Origin of the sequence: Streptomyces sp. NPDC015220 (assembly GCF_043079345.1) — a bacterium.
Lineage (GTDB): Bacteria > Actinomycetota > Actinomycetes > Streptomycetales > Streptomycetaceae > Streptomyces.
Genome location: NZ_JBIBUK010000036.1, coordinates 18186 through 39412, shown reverse-complemented (window position 1 = coordinate 39412; position 21227 = coordinate 18186). Strand labels below are relative to the sequence as shown.

Genomic DNA, 21227 nt, shown 5'->3' with positions numbered 1-21227 from the left:
CAGTAACCGACGGGCGGTAGTGGGGAGTTCCCGGAGTCTCGCGTCCCACAGCCACATGACGGGCGCCTGGGACGGGGCCTCGATCAGCTTCGCGTTCACCGCGACGGTGGTGTCTGCGCGTCGGTGGTACCGGTTGACGTGGATGAGCCGGGCCCGGTGAGCGCCTCGTAGCTCGGGTTCACCACGGGGGCCAGGCCGATGTCGCACGCCTGGGAGACGAGCGGCGCGACCACCGGGGTCTGGCAGCATGCGGGACGACGGCCGGCGTGTACTCGCTGCGCGGGTCCGCCGTGGCGGAAGCGATCGACCGGGCCGTGATCCGGCCGACTTGCTCACGGTTGCGAGGCTCGAACGACAGGTGTTCCGTAGCTTCGGGGCTGCCATGGATGGCGAGCACCGCATCGACGTCCTCGACTGTTTCAGCGCCCCCGAAATCCTCGGAGCGCGGAACCCCACGTCCTCCGTGATCGACTCGACGTAGTCGAGGAGCAGTTCCTTGAAGCCCTGGTACTCGGCGCTGTCCAGGTCGTACCGGGCCAGCACCTGGCCGAGGTAGGCGTAGAGGTCCCGGACGGAGTCCGCGAACTCGGTGAACTGCACGAACAGCGCGCTGACCCTCTCCAGCCCATCCTGCGGCTCGATACCGCCGGGCGCGGTCACGGCCTCGGCCAGCTCCCGCAGCCCGCGCTCGACCAGTGCGAGCAGTTCGTTGCTCACCTCGCGGGCGGCGTCGGCCGCGGCCAGGACGCCGTCGGCGTCCCGCTGGATCCGTTCGCCCAGTTTCGACAGCTGGTAGCGCGCACGGGACCGCTGGTATTCGCTGATGCTGGACGCCTTCACGGTGTGGCTGCTGCGCAGCAGGTTGCCCCACCGCACCAGCTGTTCCAGCCGGACCGTGAAGGCGTCGGCATCGAGCCCGGCGGCTGGGCCGCCGGCTGGCGCAGCTCCGCCAGGACGTCCGGCACAGCCAAGTCCGCCAGGAGTGTTCCGCTGAAGACCCGCGTGATCGCGACGTGTTCCAGCCGCTCCGGTGCGCTGAGGTAGGTGTACGCGTCCAGCCGCCGTCGCGTCGCGCTGTGGACATCCTGCGCTGCGGCGTCGTGCGCTGCGCCGGGTGCGGGTGCCTCCATGCCCGCGAGACTACGCAGCGCATCCAGCCGCCGCTGGTGCGTGGCCGAAAATGCCATTCGGGGCCCGCTTCGGGACGCTGAGGCAGTTCACCGTCGCCAATCGCCCTTCAGTCCGCGATTCCGCGACTGGCCTCTGCTCCAGTCCCACTTCGCGATCTGGTTCGATGACCGTGCAAGGTCGACGGCCTGGGGTGTTGTGGATGTGGGGCGGGATGGACGAGCGCGCGGTGGTCCTGAACGGGCCGGCGCAGGGCATCCGTAACTTGAAACGCTCCGGGATTGGTGGAGGCTTCACGCGTTGACTCCAGCCTCCGGTTGGGCTGGTGTTGAGCGTGGACGTGGCGCGCGCCCGCCGCACGCCGCGCCCTGGGTGTCAGGGGCGGTGGGGCAGGGCGCGGGCGAGTGAGTCGAGGGATGCCAGGGCGTCGGGGCCGGCGGGGGCGAGGACGACGCTGGTCGCTCCCGCCGCGTGGCGGGCGCCGATCGCCGCGCGGGCCTGGCCGGGGGTGCCCGCGATGCTCAGCTCACGGATCCAGGCGGCGGGCATGGTCCGGGCGAACGTGCGGCCGTCGGGGCAGGCGGCGCGGTGTGCGCGCAGCTCGGCGGCGAAGGGCAGGGGGTCGATGTGCGCGGCCCAGTCCGGCTCGCCGATCGCCTCCAGCCCGGCGCGGACGCGGGCGAGGGCGGCTTCCTCGTCGTCGTCGACGGCCGCGGCGTCGTAGGTGACGATCTCCGGGTGCCTCGCCGTGGGGGCGGGGCCCAGGTGGTGCAGGGAGGCGGTGACGTAGGCGGGGGCGGCGGGTTCGGCCAGGAGGAGCCCGTCGGCGACCTCGCCCGCGGCTTGCTGTGATCGAGGGCCGCGCACGCCCAGGACGACCGGCGGGATGGCCTCGGCGGCGGGGGTCTCGGTGAGGACGACTCCTTCGCAGCGCACATAGCGGCCGTTCGCGGGGCCGGGCTCGCCCCGCAGGAGCCGGCGCAGCGCGGTAGTGTACTCCTTGAGGAGTGTCAGGGGGCTGGCGGGCCAGTTTCCGGCCTGGCGCATCCAGTCGGGCATGCCGTGGCCGATGCCGGCGATGAGCCGGCCGGGGTGGAGCTGGGCGAGGGTGGCCAGTTCCATCGCGGTGAAGCACACGTTGCGTGCGCCGGCGGGCAGGATGCCGATGCCGACGGTGATGTCCGTGGTGCTGGCCAGGACGGAGGCGGCCTGGGCGATGCCGCCGCGCCAGCCGAGGTCCTCCACCGCCCAGATCTGCTCGAAGCCCAGTTCTTCGGCTCGCCGCGCATACGGCAGCACGTCACGGGCGGGGAGATCGCGGGGCAGCAGGACACCGACGCGGCCGCGGGCGGGCTGGGTGTGGGGCTCGGGCATCAGGGCTCCTTCGGGAACGGCGGGGGTTTTGCCTCCCGGTCCTTGACGGGCCGGGGAGCTTGTGCGGCACGGGGGTCAGGGGCCGTGCCGCACAAGCGGTCAGTGGCTGCCGGCTGCCAACTCGCTCCGGCGGGTGTGCTCGGCTCCGGTGCGCAGGACGCGGGCGCCCGCAGCGGTGGTCGCACACAGCAGGGTCAGCAGGACGAAGGCGTGGTCGAGGGCGACGAGGCGGGTCAGCCAGCCGATGACGGCGGGGCCGGCGAGCATGCCGACGTAACCGAGTCCGGCCACGCGGGAGACGTTGGCGCCGGCGGCGGCGGGGTCGGCGTGGCCGGCCGCGCTGAACAGCTGCGGGACACAGCCCGACAGGCCCAGCCCGAACAGTGCCCAGCCGGTGAACGCGGCCCACATCCACGGGCCGAGGGCCACGAGTGTGATGCCGACGGCGGCCGTGGCCGCGCCGTGGCCCAGGATCGCCATGGAGCCGAACCGGGCGACGAGGCGGTCCGCGAGCAGTCGGCCGAGGGTCATGGCCGCGGCGAAGGTGCCGTACGCGAAGGCCGCCGTGCCGGCCCGCGCCCCGAGGACGTCCTTCAGGTGCAGTGCGCTCCAGTCGTTGGCGGCGCCCTCGCACAGCATGACCATCAACGCCAGGACGGCCAGCAGCCGGACACGCCCCCTGGCGCCGCGCTGCTCGACGGCAGGTGACGGCTCCGTCTCCGCCAGGGATCCGGAGTCGGCGCCGGGGCTTTCGGCGGCGGGGATGGCAGGCAGCAGGGCACGCGCCGAGGCCAGGGCGATCACGACGCCCACGGCTCCCATGGTGGCCATGCCCGCGGCCGGGTTCAGGGCCGCGCTCGCCGCGCCCGCTCCGACGAGCGAGGCGAGGACACCGCCGACGGAGAACGTGGCGTGGAAGCCGGACATGACGGGCCGGCCGTACGCCTTCTCCACGTGCACGGCGTGGGCGTTCATGCTCACGTCCAGGCAGCCGTTGCAGAACCCGAAGACCAGCAGTGCACCGGCCAGCGTCCACGGATCCCGGGCGAGACCGGGCAGGATCAGGGAAGCGCCGCACAGGATGCCGCTGGCGGGGACCACGACGCGGGAGCCGAGGCGGTCGGTCAGGGGGCCGGCCACCTGCATTCCGATGAAGGCTCCGAGCCCGAGCAGCACCAGCAGGCCGCCGAGGGTGGCGTGGCTGATGCCCACACGGTCCTCGATCGCGGGGATGTGCACCACCCAGGCGCCCATCAGGGTGCCGCACAAGACGAAGTACACATAGGTCGCCACACGGGCGGCTCGAAGCGAACGTTCCATGCCACTCACCGTAACGAACATTTGTCATGTTCGAAAGTCGACTCTATGAACAAACTAGTTGTTTGTTTTCTGGTGGTGTTCAATCGCGGTATGAGCAACACAGACCGGCACGGACTGATCGCCAAGGCCGTCAGGGACTCCGGCGGCGCCACGGTCCAAGAGCTCGCCGAACTGACCGGCGCCTCGGAGATGACCATCCGGCGCGACCTCGACACCCTCGCCGCCCAGGGCGTCCTCGAACGCGTCCGCGGCGGGGCGCGCACCCTGCTGCTCCGGGGCGAGGAGCCCCCCTTCGCGCTGCGCGCCCACGAGGCGGTCGACGCCAAACGCCGGATCGCGGCCGAGGTCTCCGCGCTCATCGCCGACGGCGAGAGCGTCCTGCTGGACAGCGGCACCACCTGCCTGGAGGTCGCCCGGCTCCTGCGCGAGCGGCCCGTCACCGTGATGCCGCTGTCCCTCCAGGCCATCCACCTGCTCGGCGAGACACCCGGCACGGCCACGCTGGTCGTGCCCGGGGGGCAGCCCCGCGCCGCCGAGGGAGCCCTCACCGGCCCCCTCGCCCTCGCCTCGCTGGCCGCTCTGCGCTTCGACACCGCCGTCATCGGCTGCTGCGGGCTGAGCGCGGCCGACGGACTGACCGCCTACGACCTCGACGACGCCGCGGTGAAGAAAGCGAGCATCGCCTCCGCCCGCCGCACCATCGTCGCCACCGACGGCGCCAAACTCGGCCGCACCGCCTATGCCTACGTCGGCCCCGCCACCCTCCTGCACACCCTCGTCACCGACACCACCGCACCCGCCGAAGAGGTCACCGCACTCCAAGGCACCGGCACCATCGTCAAGATCACCTGACTCCGGAACACGGCGGCATTCCGCAGGTTCTGACAGCCGGAACTACCGGCAGGGCCCCCGGGCTCCTGGTGGCGGTCGACCAGGCGCGCGATGCCGATCACGGCTCCGGTGGTCGTACGTGCACGAGCTGTCGCGGCGGCCCGCACCGACCGCGCGTCGATGATCCGGTGCCCGCCCGGTAGAACTTCTCGGCCCGGAAGGTCCACACCGCAAGGGTGCGGCGTATCGGGAGCTGCTTACGGCAGCGTCTTCGGGCACCTGGACGCGCCTGGACCCGGGAGGGGCGAGTGCGTGCCGGATCGCCAGGCGCGCGCGTCGCTCGGTGTCGAGGCCATGGCGCATGTTCTGTCCCTCGGTGCGGGCACGGGCGCCGGTGGTCCTCGGGGCGGCGGCCTGGACACCAGGGTTTCGCCCGGTCGAGCGATGGCGGGAGGCCTCCGTGGCGCGGGCCCCGGGCCCGCGCCACGGCGGCCAGGCGGCTTACTGCGCCTGGTGGGCGGCGGCGACGTCCAGGACCCAGGTGACCCCGAATTGGTCGGTGAGCATGCCGAAACCCGCGCTCCACGCCGAGGCAGCCAGGGGCTCGACGATCGAGGAGCCTGCGGACAGCTTCTCCCAGTACGCCTCGACCTCCTTGAAGGTCTCCCCACGCACTGAGACGAAGAACGGCTGCGTCGTGATGGTGGTGCCGTTCTCCCGGCGGGTCGAGCCCGCGTCGCCAGCCGGGCCACGGGAGGGACCAGGGATGTCATAGGCCATGACGCGGAACCCCTCGGCGGCCTCGACCTGGCCGAAGACCACCGCGTCGGCCCCCGGGAGGTCCTTCGGCATGCCGAGGTCGCCGTAGGTGGCGATGGTGACCTCTCCACCGAACACGCTCCGGTAGAACTCCAGGGCCGCGCGGGCCTCGCCGCGGAAGTTGAGGTGGGGGGTCGTCTTGATGCTCACTGTTGCTCCTTGCGCACAGGGTGTCCGGGCTCGTCCCGGCACCACCGACTCTGGCAGCCGTATAGGACAGGTTTTGTCCCAGACCCGCGTTACGGTCGAGAACATGGCGACGACCACTTCCCGGCTGCTCAATCTGCTGTCGCTGCTGCAGACCAGGCGCGACTGGCCGGGCACCGTGCTGGCCGAACGACTGGCCATCAGCCGCCGCACGGTGCGGCGGGACATCGACCGGCTGCGCGAGATGGGCTACCGCATCCAGGCGACCATGGGGCCGGACGGCGGCTACCGGCTCGACGCCGGCTCGGAACTGCCCCCTCTGCTGTTCGACGACGAGCAGGTGGTCGCCCTGACCGTCGCCCTGCAAGCCGCCACCGTGATCGGAGCGGGTCTCGAGGACGCGGCCCTTCAGGCGCTGACCACCGTCCGCCAGGTCATGCCCGCACGCCTGCGGCACCGGGTCGACCAGCTCGAGTTCACCGCCGTCCCCCGCCCCGGCGACGGACCCCCCTCCCCCGTTTCCCCTCAGGTGCTCGTCGCCCTCTCCAGTGCCGTCCGCGCCCGCGAAGTGCTCCGGTTCGACTACGCCTCTCACCGGCCGGACAGCGACGCGCCCGGGGCACCGCGCCGAGCCGAGCCTCACCACCTGGTGACGTCCCACGGCCGCTGGTACTTGGTGGCCTGGGACCTCGGGCACGAGGACTGGCGCGTCTTCCGCGCCGACCGCATCTCCCCGCGCACCCCGACCGGGCCTCGCTTCGCTCCACGGGAGATTCCCGGCGGCAGCGTCCAGGACTATGTCTCGGCGCGGTTCAAAGGTTCCGACCAGGCCGAAACCTGGCCCTGTGTGGGCACCGTCATCCTCCACCGGCCCGCCGACGCCGTTATGCCGTTCGCCGGCGACGGCACTGTGGAAGCCCTCGGCCCCCGCCGGTGCCGCTACACCGTCGGATCATGGTCCTGGATCGCTCTGGCCTCCTCTCTCAACCGCTTCGACACCGCCATCACGGTCATCAGCCCACCGCAACTCACCGAAGCGTTCGCCGAACTCGCGGCCCGCAACACGGCAACGGCAACCGGCCGGCCGTGAGGGACGGCGCGACCCGGCAGGGTGGGCGAGACGCGAACTTCGCCCGCACGCTCGGAGGCCTCGGCCATGAAGGCGTGGCCCGAGGTCGGCGCGGTTGTCCCGGTGATGCGCCGTCGGTGGAACCCCCTTCCACCGCCCGAACGGCCTTGCCGTTGCCTCGGACCACACCCGCCCGACACGCCTCACCACGCCCGATCAGGGCTATTCTCACGGGAGTCGATGTTCCCAGCTTCGGGAGGACGACCTGTGGCAGCCGTGCACGTGACCCTGTGGGACGACCGCGATCGGGGCGGAGGAGGCCGGACCCCGACATCTCCGAGGGCCCCGGCGGCCACTGCCGCCCCCGCCCTCTTCATCCACAACATCTTCACTTGGGGCAGCGGCTCCACGTACGGATTCGCCGGGCAGCGGCCCCTAGCCGACAGCCGGCGGCTGCTCCTGATGGACCGCCGGGGTTACGGCGACCGCCCGGACACCGCACCGACTTCGACGTCGACGCCGAGGACGTCGTGGAGGTCCTCGGCGACGGGGCCTGCGCCGTGGGACTCGGCGGCGCCCACCTCGTGGGACACGGCAACGGCGCCGTCGCCGCGCTCATCGCCGCCGCGCGCCGACCCGACCTCGTCCGCTCCCTCACCCTCATCCAGCCGTCCGCCTTCACCGCCGCCGCGGACCACCCAGTCGTTGCCGGCCTCCTCGACCGGGTGCGCGACGGTGCCCCGGGCATCCCGGACAGCGTCACACCGGGGCAGTATCTACGGGCGTCCACCGAGGGGTTGAGGATGGCCATGCCCGAGCCCACGACGCGCCGGCTTCGTGCCGTGAGTGGGCGTCGGCGCCGTCGCCCGGCACGTCGCCGAGCTCGATCCCGCGTCACGTCGCCGGACGTGACCAGGGCGGACAGCGACGCAGCGGTCGTCGCGCCCGCCCCGGGCACGCACGTCGCCGTCTACGCGGCGGCGGTGAGCTCGGCGCGGCCGAACAGCAGGGCGTAGCCGGTGGGGAGCTGGTGCAGGATGCGGGTGATCAGGTCGGGTCCGGCGTAGGCGGCGACGGCGGAGAGGACGGAGCCGGTGTCCCAGCGGGTGGTGGCCAAGGAGGCGTCGGTGCGGGCGGCGAGGTCCTTGACGAAGGCCGAGCCGGTCAGCGGCTTGGTGTCGGGGATCTGCGCGGTCAGCACGCGTGCGGCATCCAGGGGCAGGCGGCCGGCCAGATCGACGCGTTCGTCGCCGGTCAGCTGGCGACCCAGTCCGGCAAGAACCAGACGGACGACTTCGTCAGCCTTCTCGCGGGTGGGGTAGGCGCCCTCGTAACGGACCTTCTCCAGCATCTGCTCGTATGCCGTCCCGTACGGCTGCCGGGACGGTGCCTGCCGGTCGGAGATCACTGGGGTGGTTGCCTTTCTTGCTGTGGCCGGTGTCCGGGCACCGGCGTGCGGGACGATCAGGTGGGCTGGGGGCGGCCGAAGAGCAGCTCGTAGCCAGCCGGGAGCTGGAGCAGGATCTGACCCAGCAGGTCCTCGCCGACGGCGTCGGCGACCGTGGACAGCACAGCGCTGACGTCCCAGGCCGCGGTCTGCTCGGTGGCGCCCTCGATCCACGCGGCGGTTGCGCGGACGAACCGCTCCGGGGGCAGCGGCTCGGCGCTCTGCAGCGGGTTGAGCAGGATCAAGGCGAACGCCTCGGGCAGGCGCGCCGCCAGCTGGGCGCGGACGTCGCCGACCAGATGCGCGCCGAGCAGGGCGAGCACCACTCGGGCCGCGCGCTCGGCTTCCTCCGGAGTGCCGTACTGGCCGCGTTCGGTCACGTGGACGAGGAACGCTTCGCGTCGCAGAGTCATCTCGGCCGCCACCCCTTCTTGTCCTTCGGACTGCCCAGGGGGTGCGGAGGGCGGGATCGGGGGGAGATCAGGTGCCCGTCCTCCGCACCCGTCCGGCCGGTGTCAGCCGGAGATCTCCTTGTGGCCGGATCCGACGCCGATGGAGATCTTGCGGGGCTTGGCGCGCTCGGCGATCGGAATGCGCAGGGTGAGCACGCCCGCGTCGTAGTCCGCCCGGATGTGCTCGGTGTCGAGGGTGTCGGCGAGCACGATCTGGCGGGAGAAGACGCCCAGCGGCCGCTCGGACAGCTCCATCTGCACGTCGTCGGCCTTCGCCACGGGCCGGCGCTCGGCCTTGACGGTGAGCATGTTCCGCTCGACGTCGATGTCGATCGCGTCCGCGGGGACGCCGGGCAGGTCGAAGGCCACCACGTACTCGTCGCCCTCGCGGTAGGCGTCCATCGGCATCGCCGACGGACGGGACCAGGTGCCCGGGCCCATCAGCTGCTGCGCCAGCCGGTCCAGCTCACGGAAGGGGTCGGTGCGCATCAACATCGTGAAACACCTCCAACAGATTCAGGCAGTTGCTGCCAATGCGCCTCTCTGACTCCGTTGTAGCATGTCATCCAATGGATGACAAACACGATGTCGTCCAGGTGATGACAATCTGAGGATGGTGCCGTGACCACAGCCGACCAACCGCCCACGACCAGCACGAACGCCTGCAGCCCGGTGTCATTCCTCGCCGCGGCTGCGGCCCTCAACGCCATAGACGACGCCCTGCGCGACGCCCAGCGGGAGTTTCCGGACACGCCCGAAGGTCCCGGTCCCGGTCCGGAGCAGGCGCTGGCCTCCCTGATGCTGCTGCGGCGGGTGCGCGAGCAGCTCGCCGGTTGGGAGACCGGCCTGATCGAAACGGCCCGGGACGCGGGAGCCAGCTGGGCGGACCTCGCTCATCCCCTTGGCGTCGCCAGCCGCCAGGCCGCCGAGCGCCGCTATCTGCGCGGCCGTCCCGGCCCGGCCGGGACCACCGGCGAGCAACGCGTGACGGCCACCCGCCAGGCCCGGGCCGCCGAACGGACCACCGCCACCTGGGCCCGCGCCAACGCCGCTGACCTGCGCCGCCTCGCCGGCCAGATCACCGCCCTCACCGACCTTCCCGCGGCCGCCCGCCGCCCGCTCGGTGAGCTCCACGCGGCCCTCGCCCACGACGACCCCGCCGACCTCATCGCCCCCCTGACCGCTGCCCGCCCCCACCTGGCCGCCGCCCACCCCGATCTCGCCGCCCGGCTTGACACCCTCACACCCCCCTGAACCCACCCGTTGTCCCAAGGAATCGCGCGAGATCCCCCCGGCGTCGCGTGACACAACTGCGCGCTTCTCCAGACGAGGAGCTGGTGAGCAAGGATCGTTCTGTCTTCCTCCGGGCTGCCCGGTCCATCACGTGGGGTGATGCTCCAGGCTGAATCGGTGACCGCGGGATCAGCGAACGCCCCGCCGGGGCACCTGGCACCGTCGCGCGCGAGTCATGCCGACGATCAAGGAGCGGGCGGTGCGCACCGTTTTCTGAGCGAGGAACAGCACAGGCGCCTCAGGCTACGGGTACATACGCCCCACCCTGCTGTCCGACTTTGCGGCCGAACACCTGGTGGTCGGCCGGCTCCAGAGCGAGCTGCTCGGCAACGTAGGCGTCCGTGACGGCCAGGTCTTCCGCACCTGCGCCACGCGCCGCGGGTGCAGCCCTGATCAGGGGAAGGGCCGCACCCGCCTTCTGCGGAAGGCCACGGCGGCCATGCGGTCAGGAGGTGGTGGGGTGGTCGGTGGTAGGAGCGGTGGTGGCGGTGGCCTCGAGGTTGGCCTGGAGGGCTTGGACCTTGGCGGTGGCGTAGGCGTGGGAGTCGGAACCGAGGATCTGGCGCAAGGGGCCTCCGCCGGTGACGACGCGGTCGATGATGGCGGCGGCGCCCTTGACGGGCCTTCGACGGACAACCGGCCCTCGTCCTCGGCCGGCGCACCGACATCCTCGCGGCCAATCGCATGGCCCGTGCCCTGTTCACCGACTTCGATCAACTGCCGCGCCACGAGCGCAACTACGCGCGTTGGATGTTCCTCGACGACCACGCCCGCGCCCTGTTCGTGGACTGGGAGGACCAGGCCCGCGCCGCGGTCGAGAGTCTTCGCCTCGAAGTCGGCCGCGACCGCCACGACCAGGCCACCACCGCCCTCGTCGAGGAACTGCGCGGCCACAGTCGTAACTTGTGGCTTTTCGTTGGGTGGTTCGTTGGTCTGGCATGAGCGGGTTGGATGGGCAGCGGGTTGTGTCGGCAGCCAAGTTCGAGGCGATTCTGCCGCACCTCGACGAACGGCAGCGTCGCCTGCTGATAGGGGCGGAGGCCCAGTCCCTCGGCCACGGCGGGATCAGAGCGGTCGCCCGTGCCGCCGGTGTCCGTGAGGCCACTGTGTCTGCCGGAGTGCGGGAACTCGACTGCGGAGAGGCCCCGTTGGGACGCATCCGCCGGCCCGGTGCCGGCCGCAAACGCGTCGTGGACCAAAACCCAGCCGTGCGGGAGGCACTGCTCACACTGGTCGAGCCCGACGTCCGCGGAGATCCCATGTCGCCGCTGCGTGCGGCCATCGGCAACTTCCCCAGGCGCCGGGGCGGGACACCGGCTTCGGACACGGACATGGATATCGTGCCCCGACGCCGTTCGATTGGCCGCCGCTTCCCTGGAACTGTTCCCTCAGGGGCGGAAAGTGCGGCGGTAGGTGTCGGGTGGGACGCCGACGGTGCGCTGGAAGTGGCGGCGCAGGGTGGTGGCGGTACCCATTCCGGCGGCCTCGGCGACGGTGTCGATGGTGGCGTCGGTGGTCTCCAGCAGTTCCTGGGCGCGGCGGATGCGTTGGGTGTGGAGCCACTGCAGGGGTGTGGTGCCGGTGAGGTGCTTGAAGTGGCGGGCCAGGTGGCGTGAGCTCAGGCCGGCCTGGCGGGCGAGGTCCTCGACGGTGAGGGGCTGGTCGAGGCGTTGGAGGGCCCAGGGGAAGAGCTCGCCGAGGGGGTGGTTGCCCGGCTCGGGGAGGGGGGTGGCGATGAACTGGGCCTGGCCGCCGTCGCGGTGCGGGGGGATGACCAGGCGGCGGGCGATCTTGTTCGCGTTGGCCGAGCCGTGGTCGAGGCGGACCAGGTGCAGGCACAGGTCCATGGCGGCGGCCTTGCCCGCCGAGGTGAGGACATCGCCGTTGTCGACGTAGAGGACGTCCGGATCGATGGTGGCCGCCGGGTGTCGCCGGGCCAGTTCCGTGGTGTGGGCCCAGTGCGTGGTGGCGCGCCTGCCGTCGAGCAGGCCGGCGGCACCCAGGACGAAGGCGCCCGTGCACAGCGAGGCCACCCGGGCGCCTGCCGTGTGGGCCGCGCGCAGGGCGTCGAGCAGTTCCGTCGGAGGTTCGCGGTCGGTGTCGGCCCAGCCGGGAACGAGCACGGTGTCCGCCTGCGGGAGGCGGTCGAGTCCGTGGTCGGGCTCCAGGTGGAAGCGGTTGACGCGCACCGGGCCGGGCCCGCAGAGGGCGAAGTCGTACCAGGGGTCCACGAGGTGAGTCAGGTCGGCTCCGAAGATCTCCAGGGCTACGGAGAGTTCGTAGTGGAGCATGCCCTCGGTGATGGCCACTGCGAAGCGATGCATGTCCGAAAGTGTATGGGGCATGTCGTTTCCGACGATCGTGCTGGGTCCTGTCGGAGGGACAGGATGTGGGTGTCAGGCCGTCGGCGGATCGCCGTCGCAGCGGACGATCGAGTACACGGGAGAGTCTCATGGAGTCAGGCCGGCTGGTGGCGGTGTTCGGCGCGTACGGTCACACCGGACGGTTCGTGGTCGCGGAGCTCGCCGCGCGCGGGTTCCTTCCGGTGCTGTCCGGACGCAACGCGCGGGCGCTGGGCGAACTGGCCGACGGACACGGGCTGGAGGCCCGGGTGGCGTCGGTCGACGACCCGGCCTCGCTGGATCGGGCCCTGGCCGGTGCGGTGGCGGTCATCAACTGTGCCGGTCCGTTCGCTTCGACCACCGGCCCGGTGATCGAAGCCGCGCTCCGGGCCAGGATTCCGTACCTGGACGTGGCCGCCGAACTCGAGGCCAACCTCGACACCTTCGCGCACTTCCGGGAGCGGGCCCGGGACGCGGGAGCGGTGATCGTCCCGGCCATGGCCTTCTTCGGCGGCCTCGGCGACCTGCTGGCCACCGCGGCGATGGGCGACTGGACCTCGGCCGACGAGGCCCACATCGCCTACGCGCTCAGCAACTGGCACCCCACCGCCGGTACCCGGCTGTCGGGCGCGGTCTCCCGCGAGCGGCGCGGCGACTTCCGCCTGCGCTACCGCGGCGGACAGTGGGAGCAGCGCACCGATGCCGCGCCCACTGCGGAGTGGACCTTCCCGGAGCCGGTGGGGCGCCGGTCCGTGATCGCGGAGTTCACCATGGCGGACGTCGTGACCGTCCCCCAGCACCTGGCCATTCCCGACGTGACCACCTACATGAGCGCCGAGGCGGCCCGCGACGTCGCCGCCCCTGACACACCGGCCCCGACCGCCGCCGACGCGAGCGGACGCTCCGACCAGACCTTCCTCGTCGACGTCGTCGTCCGCTCTGGTGGCGCCGAACGCCGGGCCACAGCCACCGGCCAGGACATCTACGCCATCACCGCGCCCCTCGTCGTGGAAGCCCTCGACCGCGTCCTCACCGGCCGCTCCAAGGCCGTCGGCGTCACCCCTGCCGGCGAAACCTTCGACGCCCCTGACTTCCTGCGCGCGCTCGCCCCCCGTATCGCGTTCGACCTGCACCCCCAGGAGCAGACCGCCTGACCCGAGTTGTCCGCCCAGCCGTCGGGCGCGCGTCCTTGGCGAACCGTGACCACATGCACGTCGACGACCTCGTTCGACCCTCTCACCGTCACGAGCGCGCCGCCGCCGCGCGCCGTTCGTGCACCGCTGGGACGTCCGGCCGGGTGTACGGTCAGCCGCCCTGGCCGGCGCTGCCCACCGGGCCGACCGTCACCTGGGAGGCGGTGCCGTCCGTGACGGGCAGCGTGGCGGCGCCGGGCCACTTGAGGGTGACCGTCCTGGTCTCGTTCGGCGGCGTCACCAGCAGCCCCGTGACGCGGACACCGGAGCCGCCCGAGTCGTTGGACGGGTAGTGGATGCCGAAGGCGATCGACTGCCCGTTCTTCAGGACCGACGAGGTGGCGTTCTCGCCCGTGCGCTTCGCGGACAGGGAGCCCTCCTTGAGCTTCAGGTCGACGCCCGCGTACCCCGAGATCGTGCAGTCCCGGCCGCCGTGGTTCTTCATCGTCACCGCGACGGTGCGGTCGGGGTCACCGTCGATGGTGCTGTCCACCGCCGTGATCTCCAGCTCGTCGGTACGGCACACGGCGGCCTTGCCGGTCCCGCCTGCCGCGCCGGACCCGCTACCCGCGGCCGCGCCCTGCGCCGAGGAGCCCTTGCCCGCTGAGCCGTTCCCGGCGGAGCCGGCGCCGTCGGAGTCCTGCGCGCCGCCGCCCCGACCGGAGCCGCTGCCCGCTCCCGTACCGCCGTCAGGGGAAGAAGCGGTGGCCGCGGCCGACGGGTCGCCCTGTCCCGTCGTGCCGCCGTCGTCATTCTGGCAGGCGGTGAGCGAGAGGCTCGCGGCGACGGCCAGAGCGGCGAGGGTGAGCTTGCGAACGCGCATCGTTTTTCCTCGGATCAGTTGTGGGGACCGGCCGCTCGGTACCGCCCCGCACGTCTCCGCACGAGTCGGCGGGAGTCGGTACCGGCGAGCGTTTCTGACCAACAGGACTGGTGAGTCACGGCGAGCCGTTCCCCCGACCACTCGCTGATACACCCCTGTTACACGCGCGCCGTGGCACACCGCACACCACCTCCGGCCGCGTCCCTCCCCGCCCGTCGGAGACCGGCGCCCGCTGGGACAGACCCGTGACCCGGTGGATCTTGACCGGTGTCTCCAGCACGGCAGCCACGTCCAGCGTCTGCCCGGCACGGGCGGCCAGGCGCGGGACCGATATATGCGCTGCTCCGAGCCGAGACCTCGCCCGGGGACGATCCTGCTCGCCGTTTGCGTTCGGTGACAGCGGTCCTGCCGGCAGCCCGAGTCAGACGATGGGCGCACAACCAGGCCACCGAACAGCGCGAACACCGGGCGTCGGCAGACCCGTGCCTCGCGCTCGACCGCCTCGTCCTCCTTACAACCGGTCCCCCCTGCTGGGTGGTTCCGGAGGATGCGGCCCGCCGCCGTCCTTGATGTCCTGCTCACAGGTTCGTCCGTGGTAGGACTGGTCATTGGGAATCAACAGCATTCCCGCGACCTGCTCAGGGTGTTCGACGGCCATCCAGTCGTCGCCCGTGTGGGGGTCGTCGGCCGGCCCGAACGCCTGGGAGGAATAGATCGTCCGACACCCCAACACCACGCGCCCCTTGTCGACCGCGCAGGCATCCACTGCGTGGTCGCGTGTCTGGGATATCTCGTCGACGCCGTCGAAGTGGAAGCGGAAATGGACCTGGTCGGCTTCGGAGGGCACTTGCGGATGAGGCTCGAGGCGCCAGTCAACGACCTCGGCGGTGACGCCGAGAGGCCGCCCCGACGTGTCCTCGACCTGAACCCTCACACCGGCCTCACCACGCTTCGCCGTCGTGTCGGTGCAGTCCCAGGGGGAAGAGCAGCCGGACAGGGCGAGAATCACCAGAGCCAACGGGGCACCGGCAAGTACCCGTGCGGTGAGCACCAAGACGACCTCCGGTCAACGTGGGGCGGAGCAGTGTATCCCGGGGCATGACAGCTTCGGGTAGCAGCGACGTGCGCCTGGGGCAGCGAACCCTCGCCTTCAGCACCATCGCATCAGCCTCATCGACCACCGCCGGCTCACCATATGGAACGACCTGTATTCCAGTCGGAGAACCGTGTTCGGACTGGAGTACTCAGCCTGGTACGCGAAGGGATCCCGGAAGGACGGTGGACCGATGACGTCCGAGCAGGAGAGGCCCCATCATCTGGCGCCCGCCCATCCGGATGGAGGCTGGGGCGCCCGGCACCCGCTCCTGACCGCCCGTCCGCTCGGCACGAGTCTTGAGCAGTGTGACGAGGACGCGTTCCCTGTCACACTGCGTAGCCTTGTGCTGCGCGGGGAGCGAAAGGATTCAGAGGGTGTCCGGCGCCGGGCCGTCCGTACCGGCCTACTCCGGCTCCTGACCGCCGTCACAAGCTTCGGCCCGGACGATCTCGTCCTCGACGAGGACCTGTGTCCCGAGTGCGGTCGCGCCCACGACTTCAGCGCCTGCGGTCCCGTCGGCGCACGCGAGCACTTCGCCGTACTCGTGCACGGGCGACACGCTCTGTACGCAGTGAGCCGCTTCCCCGTGGGGCTCGCCGCCGCGCTGCCCGACCGCAGCGGACCGAGTGCTGTCTCGCGGGCCCGCAAGGAGGCCCGTCTGGCGGCGCACGGCCAGGCCGTCGCGAGAGGGCGCTGTGCACGGCCGCGGGACGGCTCGGTGGAGTACGGGGTGCGCTACGTCGAGGCATCGCTCGATGCCGAAGCCGTCGTGTCGGTGGTCTGCGAGCTGCCTCACGCGCCGAGTTGACGCGGAAACGCCGCCGGCTGCACATCAGCAGGCGCCCGACGGACGGGCGACCTTCCCCGAACCGCTCGTGCTGTGCCGGGGCCCGGTCAGACAGGTCGGGCCTGAGCCACCGCTGGGGCAGACGGTTGAGGGCGGGTGCGCAGCCGCACGGTCAGCGCGCTCACACAGCCGGCGAGGATGCCGAAGACGAGTGCCGCGGACACGCCTGATCCCGTGGAGACGTAGTAGAGCAGTGGCCCGGCTGTGGAGCCCTGGTAGGAGAGCAGCGAGGTCCAGATTTCGCTCACCTCGACACCGAGGGTGGTGGCGGCGACGGCGCCGAGCGCGTAGGCGGGGTAGGTCACGCGGTCGAGCAGGACGGGCAGCAGCCGCAGCCCCCACCAGACCAGGACGAGCAGTGCCACATCGCCGAGCCGGTACAGCAGCCAGTGCCCGAAGGCGGAGCCGGTGGGCATGGTCCAGGCGCTGAGCTGGATCCACTGCCGCAGCAGGTCACCGGGCTCGGACAGCCGTCCTCCGCCCCCGAACGCGGTCTGGATGTGTCCGGCGACCCGGTCGTTGGAGAGCACGATGAGGGCGAAGGCGACCACGGCGGTGCCCAGGGTCGCGGCGAGCCGTGTGGTGGCCGTGGTCGGCACGGTCGGGCGTGTTTCTGACGTCGCCTCGCGCCGCAGAAGCGTCATGAGACCTGTGGTCGCCGCTGCGGCCACCAGACGCATTGTCAGGGTCCACTCCGAGAGAACAGCCTCAGGATGGATTCCTCCAGGAGACGGCGACAGTCGAAGAGGGGAGCCCACCAGCACCGAGGGCCTGTCAGCAGTGGGTCGCCGAGCGAGAAGAGCAGTTCCGGCGGCGCTGACCAGTCTCAGCGGAACGCGGCGACATTGCGGGCGGCCCAGTCGGCAAAGGGGCGCGGGACGCGGCCGAGGATCCGCTGGACGTCCGGGCTGACGCGCAGTTCGGCCGGGCTGGGGGAACCGAGGATGTCCAGAGTGTCGTCGGCGAGCTCCGCCGGCATGCTCCGGGTCATGGCGGCCTTGGCCTCGCCGCGGCTGAGCTCGTGGAACCTCACTGGCGAGCCCAGCGCGACGGCGATGGCCGCCGCCTGCTGGCGCGGAGTGATCACCTCCGGGCCTGTCAGCTCGTACGCGCCGCCGGTGTGCCGGTCGTCCAGCAGGCAGGCCGCCGCGACCGCGGCGATGTCCGCCGGGTCGATCACCGGCACCCCGACGTCGCCGAAGGGCGCGGCGACGACCCGTTGCGTACGAACGGACTCGGCCCACCACAGGGCATTGGAGGCGAAGCCGCCCGGCCGCAGGATGGCCCACTCCAGGCCGGACTCCCGCAGGGTGTCCTCCAGCGCGCGCATCGCGATCCGCGTCGTGCCGAAGGGCCTGGTCACCACGCCGAGCGTGGAGAGCAGGACGACCCGGCGGACCCCGCCGGCCGCGGCTTCGCCGATGATGTCGGCAGGGCGGGCACCAGTGGCGTGCAGGTCGCCGGAGAGCAGCAGGCAGCGCCTTCGCCCCGGCCAGCGCGGGCTTCAGACCGGCCAGGTCGGCCAGGTCGGCCGCCACCTGGCGGACGCCGTCCGGCACCGCCGCCGTGTGCCGTGACACCGCTGTCACCTGCTGGCCCGCCTCGGCCAGCGCCCGCGTCAACGGCCGCCCGATGTTTCCGGTGGCCCCGGTCACCACGATCATGATCAGCTCCTTGTCGGATGTCCTCTGTGGCCTTCACGCTAGGTGGGCAACTAACTTTTGGTAAGGACATACCTCAAGGTAAGCTCATGACATGGTGGGAGGCGTGCAGCACAGACAGGCCGAGGCCGAGGAGCGGTATGACGTGTTTCACACTGACTGCCCCGCGCGCGATGTGGTCGACCACGTGACCAGCAGGTGGGGCGTCTGGGTGCTGATCTCCTTGCGGAGCAATGACCTACGGTTCTACGAGCTGCGCGAGAGCATCCGGGGCATCAGCGAGAAGATGCTCGCCCAGACCCTGCGCGTGCTGGTCCGGGACGGCCTGGTCTGGCGGGAGGTCGAGCCGACGACGCCGCCCCAGGTCACCTACGGGCTGACCGAGTTCGGCCGGGACGTCGGCGAGCCGCTGACGGAGCTGTTCGACCGCATCACACAGCGGCTGCCGCCGCGCAGCGCGGAATAGCCTGGTAGCGGCTGGTGTACATCCGCGACGCGATGGACGACCTGTTGAGCCAGTCTTCGCCCTGATCCCAGGGTAGCGATACAAGATCCGGCCGGCCGAGCTGACGGTCGGCAAGGTGTCCGGCTCACGCTGGTAGTCGTCACCGCCCACGCGGCCTGGCGGGCCCACGCGGCTCGGCTGCCGCCGAGCGGGGCCGCCAGGCCGCCGCGCCGCCCACCCGCGGCAGCCCCGGGCGCTCCTCGACGAGGCGCTGCCCGGCCATCCTCCGGTGCGGCCGTCGGACGAGGGCTGGGAGGAACTGCACCGCACGGACCTCGTAACCCGGATGCTGAAGTGTCCCGCGCCCGAGGAACTGCTGAGGAGGTCCCTACGGCGCCGACACTCCTTGGCCGCCGTGAAGCAGCAGATGGCCGGGGCCTGGAACCGGCAAGGGGAGACCCGATGACTCGGGTCTCCCCTGTCAGGGCGGCAGAACCTCGGAGCCCTTTCTACGAGGTTGATCGTTCTCGCCTGTCGGCGATCCTGCGGAAGACGTATTCCACGAGCAGAGCGACGAGCCCACAGCCCAGCCCCCAGGCGATGACCATGGCCAGTCCTGATGGACTCTCGAAATTCACCTTGTTCGGAGCGAAGGGGAGAGTCAGCACAAGCAGTACGACTCCGATGATCACCGCTCGCATGGATGCAGGGCCTGGAGGTGGTAGAGGCCGGTGGGGTCCTGGTAGTGGCCGCCGAATCGGTAGGGCTGGTCGACCGGCTCGCCGGACTGGGCGAGGAGACGGACGCCGCGGGGGCTGTAGGTGTAGGTGTCGACCTTGTTGCCGTCCACGTCGGCCAGGCCGATCACCGAGCCGATCGCGCCGGTGAGGTAGTAGTAGGCGCCCGGGTAGGTGGTCGTGGTGCGGACGTCGTTGTCGTCGTACTCGTACGCCGTCACCGCGCCCTGCGGGTCCTTCAGCTCGGTGAGCTTGTTGACCTCGTTCCAGGTGTAGTCGGTTCTGCCGGCCGGGTCCTGGTAGTAGTCGACGTTGCCGGCCGCCGTGTAGGCGAGCAGGGTCTGCGAGCCGTCCTGGAGGTGGCGGACCGTCTCGCGCCGAAGCGGGTCGAACTCGTATTTCGTGGTGCCCGTGCCGTCCGTGCGCTGGACGAGGTTGCCGTCGCCGTCGTACCAGTACTCGACCTTCACCGTGTTCGGCGAGGTGACGGTGCGGATCCGGTCCAGGTCGTCGTAGGTGTAACTGACTTTCACGCCGCGGGCGTCGGTGACGCTCGTGGGGCGGCCGAGGTCGTCGTAGGCGTAGGTCGTCCTTCCGAGCGGCGCCGGGGCCTTGGTCCACTCCAGGTTGCCCTTGGCGTCGTAGTGGAAGTCCGTCTGAACCGTCTTCGACGACGTCATCTTCGTCTTCCGGGCGCAGCGCTGGCCTTCGAAGCCGCCGCAGGTCGGGGTGGCGGGGTTGTACTCGTAGGAGACGCTGCCGCCGCCGGTGCCGGTCTGAGCGACGGATGTGGTGTTGCCGGCGGTGTCGTAGGTGAAGGACGTCTTCTCGCCGTCGGCGTTGGTGGATTCCGTCGGCACGTCCCCGCCGGCGATGGTCTGCCAGCTGTTGACGGTCTCGGGTCCCGGCTGGGTGGCCGACTGCCCGGGGAGGGTGACGGTCCGCAGGTTGTTGCGGTCGTCGAAGCCGTAGTCGGTGACGTTGCCCGGGGTGGTGCCCGAGCCCATCGCGTCGGTGGCGGTGTCGATGTTGTGGTTGGCGTCGTACTTCGTGGACCGCTTGCGCTGAAGGTGGTCCGTCACGTCGGTGACCTGGCCATCACTGTCGTGGTCGTACTTCGTCGCGTGCAGCTCCGGGTCCTTGGCCGTCGTGGTGCCGGCCGCGGTCGCCGAGTCGCTGGTGTAGGCGTACGTCCAGGTCGGGCCCGTGCTGCCGGAGGCGTCGAATGCGGTGGCGCGCAGCATGGAGGTGACGCGGTCGACGTCGTCGTAGGTGAAGGCGGTGACGCGGCCCTCGGCGGTGGTGATCTTGTTGACGCGGCCGGAGGTGTCGTAGCCGAAGGTGACCGTCTTGCCCTCGGTGTCGGTGGTGGTGGCCAGGTTGCCGTCCGCGTCGAGGTCGTACACCGCGGTGCGGCCGGTGCCGTCCTTGGCCTGCCACTGCGACGGGTAGGTCTTGTAGAGGTCGATCCACCGTCCCGAGCGGGGCTCGGTGAGCTTGAAGCCCTTGTTCTCGCCGTTCTCGTCGTGCTGGGCGACGGTGACGCTGCCGTGGTTGCGGTCGGTGACCTCGGTCAGGCAGCCACCCGCGTCGTAGGTCTCCTTCGACCCCGACTTCCACTTCGTCAGGGTGTAGGTGCCGTCGGAGTTCTTCTTCAGGTCCTGCGAGTAGCCCTTCGGAGTGGTGAAGGAGCCGTCGCTGTTCTTCTTGAAGCGGACCGTCGCTCCGGAGGCGTCGTAGAAGACCACCTCTCCGCCGGAGACGGACAGATAGCGCTCGTACTGCTGCCACCAGCGCTGCGACACGCGGCCCCAGGGAGCGTCCAGGGAGTTGTACGTCCGCGCCAGCCGCAGGCGCTGTCCGACGCCGGCGGTGTCGAAGTCCGTCGCCGTCAGCATCAGGTTGCCGGTCGAGTAATCGATCTTCGCGGTGAGCGCGTCCGTGATCGCGAAGCTGGTGTAGCGGTGCCAGGGCACGTCCCCCTGCCCCTCCGGCACCAGGTTCAGTACCGACGCACCTGCCGCGATCCCGCTTTTCGCTGTCTTGCCGGACCCGGCGTTCTTGACGTGTATCCGCTGTTCGCGCAGCCACGGCACGTACACCTCGTCCGTCGGGTGCCTCGACGGCTTCGACTTCACCGGCCGGTTCGCGCCGGCCTTCACCGCCGGCATCGTGAAGCGGGGGCTGTTCCCGCCCCACGCCG

The 21227-nt window shown here is 71.1% G+C and carries 19 protein-coding genes and 5 pseudogenes; 8 read left to right on the top strand and 16 right to left on the bottom strand.

Translation table 11 applies throughout. The annotated features are described in order from the left end of the window. Window positions 1-45: 45 nt before the first annotated feature. The 5 genes and pseudogenes from ACF061_RS37245 to ACF061_RS37225 form a co-directional block, all read right to left on the bottom strand. Window positions 46-239: pseudogene (locus ACF061_RS37245) on the bottom strand (Tn3 family transposase); the annotation flags it as partial. A 223-nt stretch (window positions 240-462) separates the two neighbouring features. After that, window positions 463-876 (bottom strand): annotated as a pseudogene (locus ACF061_RS37240) (DUF2397 family protein); the annotation flags it as partial. After that, the gene (locus ACF061_RS37235) at window positions 837-1130 is read right to left on the bottom strand and encodes a hypothetical protein (protein ID WP_392271453.1); all 294 of its coding nucleotides are present in this window, start codon (window positions 1128-1130) and stop codon (window positions 837-839) included. The gene ACF061_RS37235 and the pseudogene ACF061_RS37240, both read right to left, overlap by 40 nt. 373 nt (window positions 1131-1503) lie before the next feature. Next, window positions 1504-2502: an LLM class flavin-dependent oxidoreductase gene (locus ACF061_RS37230; RefSeq protein ID WP_392271452.1), complete on the bottom strand. Its 999-nt coding sequence runs from the start codon at window positions 2500-2502 to the stop codon at window positions 1504-1506. Window positions 2503-2601: 99 nt separating this feature from the next. After that, window positions 2602-3822, bottom strand: a complete 1221-nt coding sequence (locus tag ACF061_RS37225) for an MFS transporter (protein ID WP_392271451.1) — start codon at window positions 3820-3822, stop codon at window positions 2602-2604. Between the two features lie 90 nt (window positions 3823-3912). On the opposite strand from ACF061_RS37225, the gene ACF061_RS37220 reads away from it, so the two are divergent. Then, entirely contained in the window at window positions 3913-4674 is a 762-nt protein-coding gene (locus ACF061_RS37220; RefSeq protein WP_392271450.1) for a DeoR/GlpR family DNA-binding transcription regulator, read from the top strand. Window positions 4675-5154: 480 nt separating this feature from the next. On the opposite strand, the gene ACF061_RS37215 is transcribed toward ACF061_RS37220, so the two are convergent. Next, on the bottom strand, window positions 5155-5622 hold the full coding sequence (locus ACF061_RS37215) for a VOC family protein (protein ID WP_392271449.1): 468 nt from the start codon (window positions 5620-5622) through the stop codon (window positions 5155-5157). 103 nt (window positions 5623-5725) lie between these two features. Here ACF061_RS37215 and ACF061_RS37210 point away from each other — a divergent pair, with 103 nt between their 5' ends. Continuing rightward, complete coding sequence (locus tag ACF061_RS37210) at window positions 5726-6709, top strand: helix-turn-helix transcriptional regulator (protein WP_392271448.1); 984 nt, start codon at window positions 5726-5728, stop codon at window positions 6707-6709. 949 nt (window positions 6710-7658) lie between these two features. Here ACF061_RS37210 and ACF061_RS37205 read toward each other — a convergent pair. The 3 genes from ACF061_RS37205 to ACF061_RS37195 form a co-directional block, all read right to left on the bottom strand. After that, window positions 7659-8096: a DUF2267 domain-containing protein gene (locus ACF061_RS37205; RefSeq protein ID WP_392271447.1), complete on the bottom strand. Its 438-nt coding sequence runs from the start codon at window positions 8094-8096 to the stop codon at window positions 7659-7661. Between the two features lie 56 nt (window positions 8097-8152). Beyond that, window positions 8153-8548, bottom strand: coding sequence for a DUF2267 domain-containing protein (locus tag ACF061_RS37200; RefSeq protein WP_392271446.1), 396 nt, complete (start codon window positions 8546-8548; stop codon window positions 8153-8155). 102 nt (window positions 8549-8650) lie between these two features. Then, window positions 8651-9082 (bottom strand): Hsp20/alpha crystallin family protein, encoded by a 432-nt coding sequence (locus tag ACF061_RS37195; RefSeq protein ID WP_392271445.1) that lies wholly within the window; start codon window positions 9080-9082, stop codon window positions 8651-8653. Between the two features lie 126 nt (window positions 9083-9208). Here ACF061_RS37195 and ACF061_RS37190 point away from each other — a divergent pair, with 126 nt between their 5' ends. Next, window positions 9209-9841: a type III effector protein gene (locus tag ACF061_RS37190; protein ID WP_392271444.1), complete on the top strand. Its 633-nt coding sequence runs from the start codon at window positions 9209-9211 to the stop codon at window positions 9839-9841. A 484-nt stretch (window positions 9842-10325) separates the two neighbouring features. Here the strand turns inward: ACF061_RS37190 and ACF061_RS37185 are convergent, their stop codons facing one another. Beyond that, complete coding sequence (locus ACF061_RS37185; RefSeq protein WP_392271443.1) at window positions 10326-10448, bottom strand: hypothetical protein; 123 nt, start codon at window positions 10446-10448, stop codon at window positions 10326-10328. A gap of 53 nt (window positions 10449-10501) precedes the next feature. Between ACF061_RS37185 and ACF061_RS37180 the strand changes: the two are divergent. Continuing rightward, window positions 10502-10780 (top strand): annotated as a pseudogene (locus ACF061_RS37180) (transcriptional regulator); the annotation flags it as partial. A 38-nt stretch (window positions 10781-10818) separates the two neighbouring features. Beyond that, window positions 10819-11154 (top strand): annotated as a pseudogene (locus tag ACF061_RS37175) (ISAzo13 family transposase); the annotation flags it as partial. A 114-nt stretch (window positions 11155-11268) separates the two neighbouring features. Here ACF061_RS37175 and ACF061_RS37170 read toward each other — a convergent pair. Beyond that, a complete protein-coding gene (locus ACF061_RS37170; RefSeq protein ID WP_392271442.1) occupies window positions 11269-12204 on the bottom strand; it encodes a helix-turn-helix domain-containing protein in 936 nt (311 codons plus the stop codon). A gap of 128 nt (window positions 12205-12332) precedes the next feature. Here ACF061_RS37170 and ACF061_RS37165 point away from each other — a divergent pair, with 128 nt between their 5' ends. Continuing rightward, entirely contained in the window at window positions 12333-13376 is a 1044-nt protein-coding gene (locus tag ACF061_RS37165; RefSeq protein WP_392271441.1) for a saccharopine dehydrogenase family protein, read from the top strand. A gap of 151 nt (window positions 13377-13527) precedes the next feature. Here the strand turns inward: ACF061_RS37165 and ACF061_RS37160 are convergent, their stop codons facing one another. Both ACF061_RS37160 and ACF061_RS37155 read right to left on the bottom strand, forming a co-directional pair. Beyond that, a complete protein-coding gene (locus ACF061_RS37160) occupies window positions 13528-14238 on the bottom strand; it encodes a DUF4232 domain-containing protein (protein WP_392271440.1) in 711 nt (236 codons plus the stop codon). 511 nt (window positions 14239-14749) lie between these two features. Continuing rightward, window positions 14750-15289: a hypothetical protein gene (locus tag ACF061_RS37155; RefSeq protein ID WP_392271466.1), complete on the bottom strand. Its 540-nt coding sequence runs from the start codon at window positions 15287-15289 to the stop codon at window positions 14750-14752. 235 nt (window positions 15290-15524) lie between these two features. On the opposite strand from ACF061_RS37155, the gene ACF061_RS37150 reads away from it, so the two are divergent. Further along, entirely contained in the window at window positions 15525-16142 is a 618-nt protein-coding gene (locus ACF061_RS37150; RefSeq protein ID WP_392271439.1) for a hypothetical protein, read from the top strand. A gap of 86 nt (window positions 16143-16228) precedes the next feature. Here ACF061_RS37150 and ACF061_RS37145 read toward each other — a convergent pair whose 3' ends face one another. Both ACF061_RS37145 and ACF061_RS37140 read right to left on the bottom strand, forming a co-directional pair. Continuing rightward, window positions 16229-16780, bottom strand: a complete 552-nt coding sequence (locus tag ACF061_RS37145) for a hypothetical protein (RefSeq protein ID WP_392271438.1) — start codon at window positions 16778-16780, stop codon at window positions 16229-16231. 227 nt (window positions 16781-17007) lie between these two features. Next, window positions 17008-17845, bottom strand: a pseudogene (locus ACF061_RS37140) (SDR family oxidoreductase). A gap of 91 nt (window positions 17846-17936) precedes the next feature. Here ACF061_RS37140 and ACF061_RS37135 point away from each other — a divergent pair. After that, on the top strand, window positions 17937-18308 hold the full coding sequence (locus ACF061_RS37135) for a winged helix-turn-helix transcriptional regulator (protein ID WP_392271437.1): 372 nt from the start codon (window positions 17937-17939) through the stop codon (window positions 18306-18308). 667 nt (window positions 18309-18975) lie between these two features. On the opposite strand, the gene ACF061_RS37130 is transcribed toward ACF061_RS37135, so the two are convergent. Beyond that, window positions 18976-21195, bottom strand: coding sequence for a DUF6531 domain-containing protein (locus tag ACF061_RS37130; RefSeq protein ID WP_392271465.1), 2220 nt, complete (start codon window positions 21193-21195; stop codon window positions 18976-18978). Between the last annotated feature and the right edge of the window lie 32 nt (window positions 21196-21227).

Coding starts and splice junctions, on each gene's coding strand:
- ACF061_RS37235 (WP_392271453.1), bottom strand. CDS start 1,130: ATGGAGGCACCCGCACCCGGCGCAGCGCACGACGCCGCAGCGCAGGAT.
- ACF061_RS37230 (WP_392271452.1), bottom strand. CDS start 2,502: ATGCCCGAGCCCCACACCCAGCCCGCCCGCGGCCGCGTCGGTGTCCTG.
- ACF061_RS37225 (WP_392271451.1), bottom strand. CDS start 3,822: ATGGAACGTTCGCTTCGAGCCGCCCGTGTGGCGACCTATGTGTACTTC.
- ACF061_RS37220 (WP_392271450.1), top strand. CDS start 3,913: ATGAGCAACACAGACCGGCACGGACTGATCGCCAAGGCCGTCAGGGAC.
- ACF061_RS37210 (WP_392271448.1), top strand. CDS start 5,726: ATGGCGACGACCACTTCCCGGCTGCTCAATCTGCTGTCGCTGCTGCAG.
- ACF061_RS37200 (WP_392271446.1), bottom strand. CDS start 8,548: ATGACTCTGCGACGCGAAGCGTTCCTCGTCCACGTGACCGAACGCGGC.
- ACF061_RS37195 (WP_392271445.1), bottom strand. CDS start 9,082: ATGTTGATGCGCACCGACCCCTTCCGTGAGCTGGACCGGCTGGCGCAG.
- ACF061_RS37170 (WP_392271442.1), bottom strand. CDS start 12,204: ATGCATCGCTTCGCAGTGGCCATCACCGAGGGCATGCTCCACTACGAA.
- ACF061_RS37165 (WP_392271441.1), top strand. CDS start 12,333: ATGGAGTCAGGCCGGCTGGTGGCGGTGTTCGGCGCGTACGGTCACACC.
- ACF061_RS37160 (WP_392271440.1), bottom strand. CDS start 14,238: ATGCGCGTTCGCAAGCTCACCCTCGCCGCTCTGGCCGTCGCCGCGAGC.
- ACF061_RS37150 (WP_392271439.1), top strand. CDS start 15,525: ATGACGTCCGAGCAGGAGAGGCCCCATCATCTGGCGCCCGCCCATCCG.
- ACF061_RS37135 (WP_392271437.1), top strand. CDS start 17,937: ATGGTGGGAGGCGTGCAGCACAGACAGGCCGAGGCCGAGGAGCGGTAT.
- ACF061_RS37130 (WP_392271465.1), bottom strand. CDS start 21,195: ATGCCGGCGGTGAAGGCCGGCGCGAACCGGCCGGTGAAGTCGAAGCCG.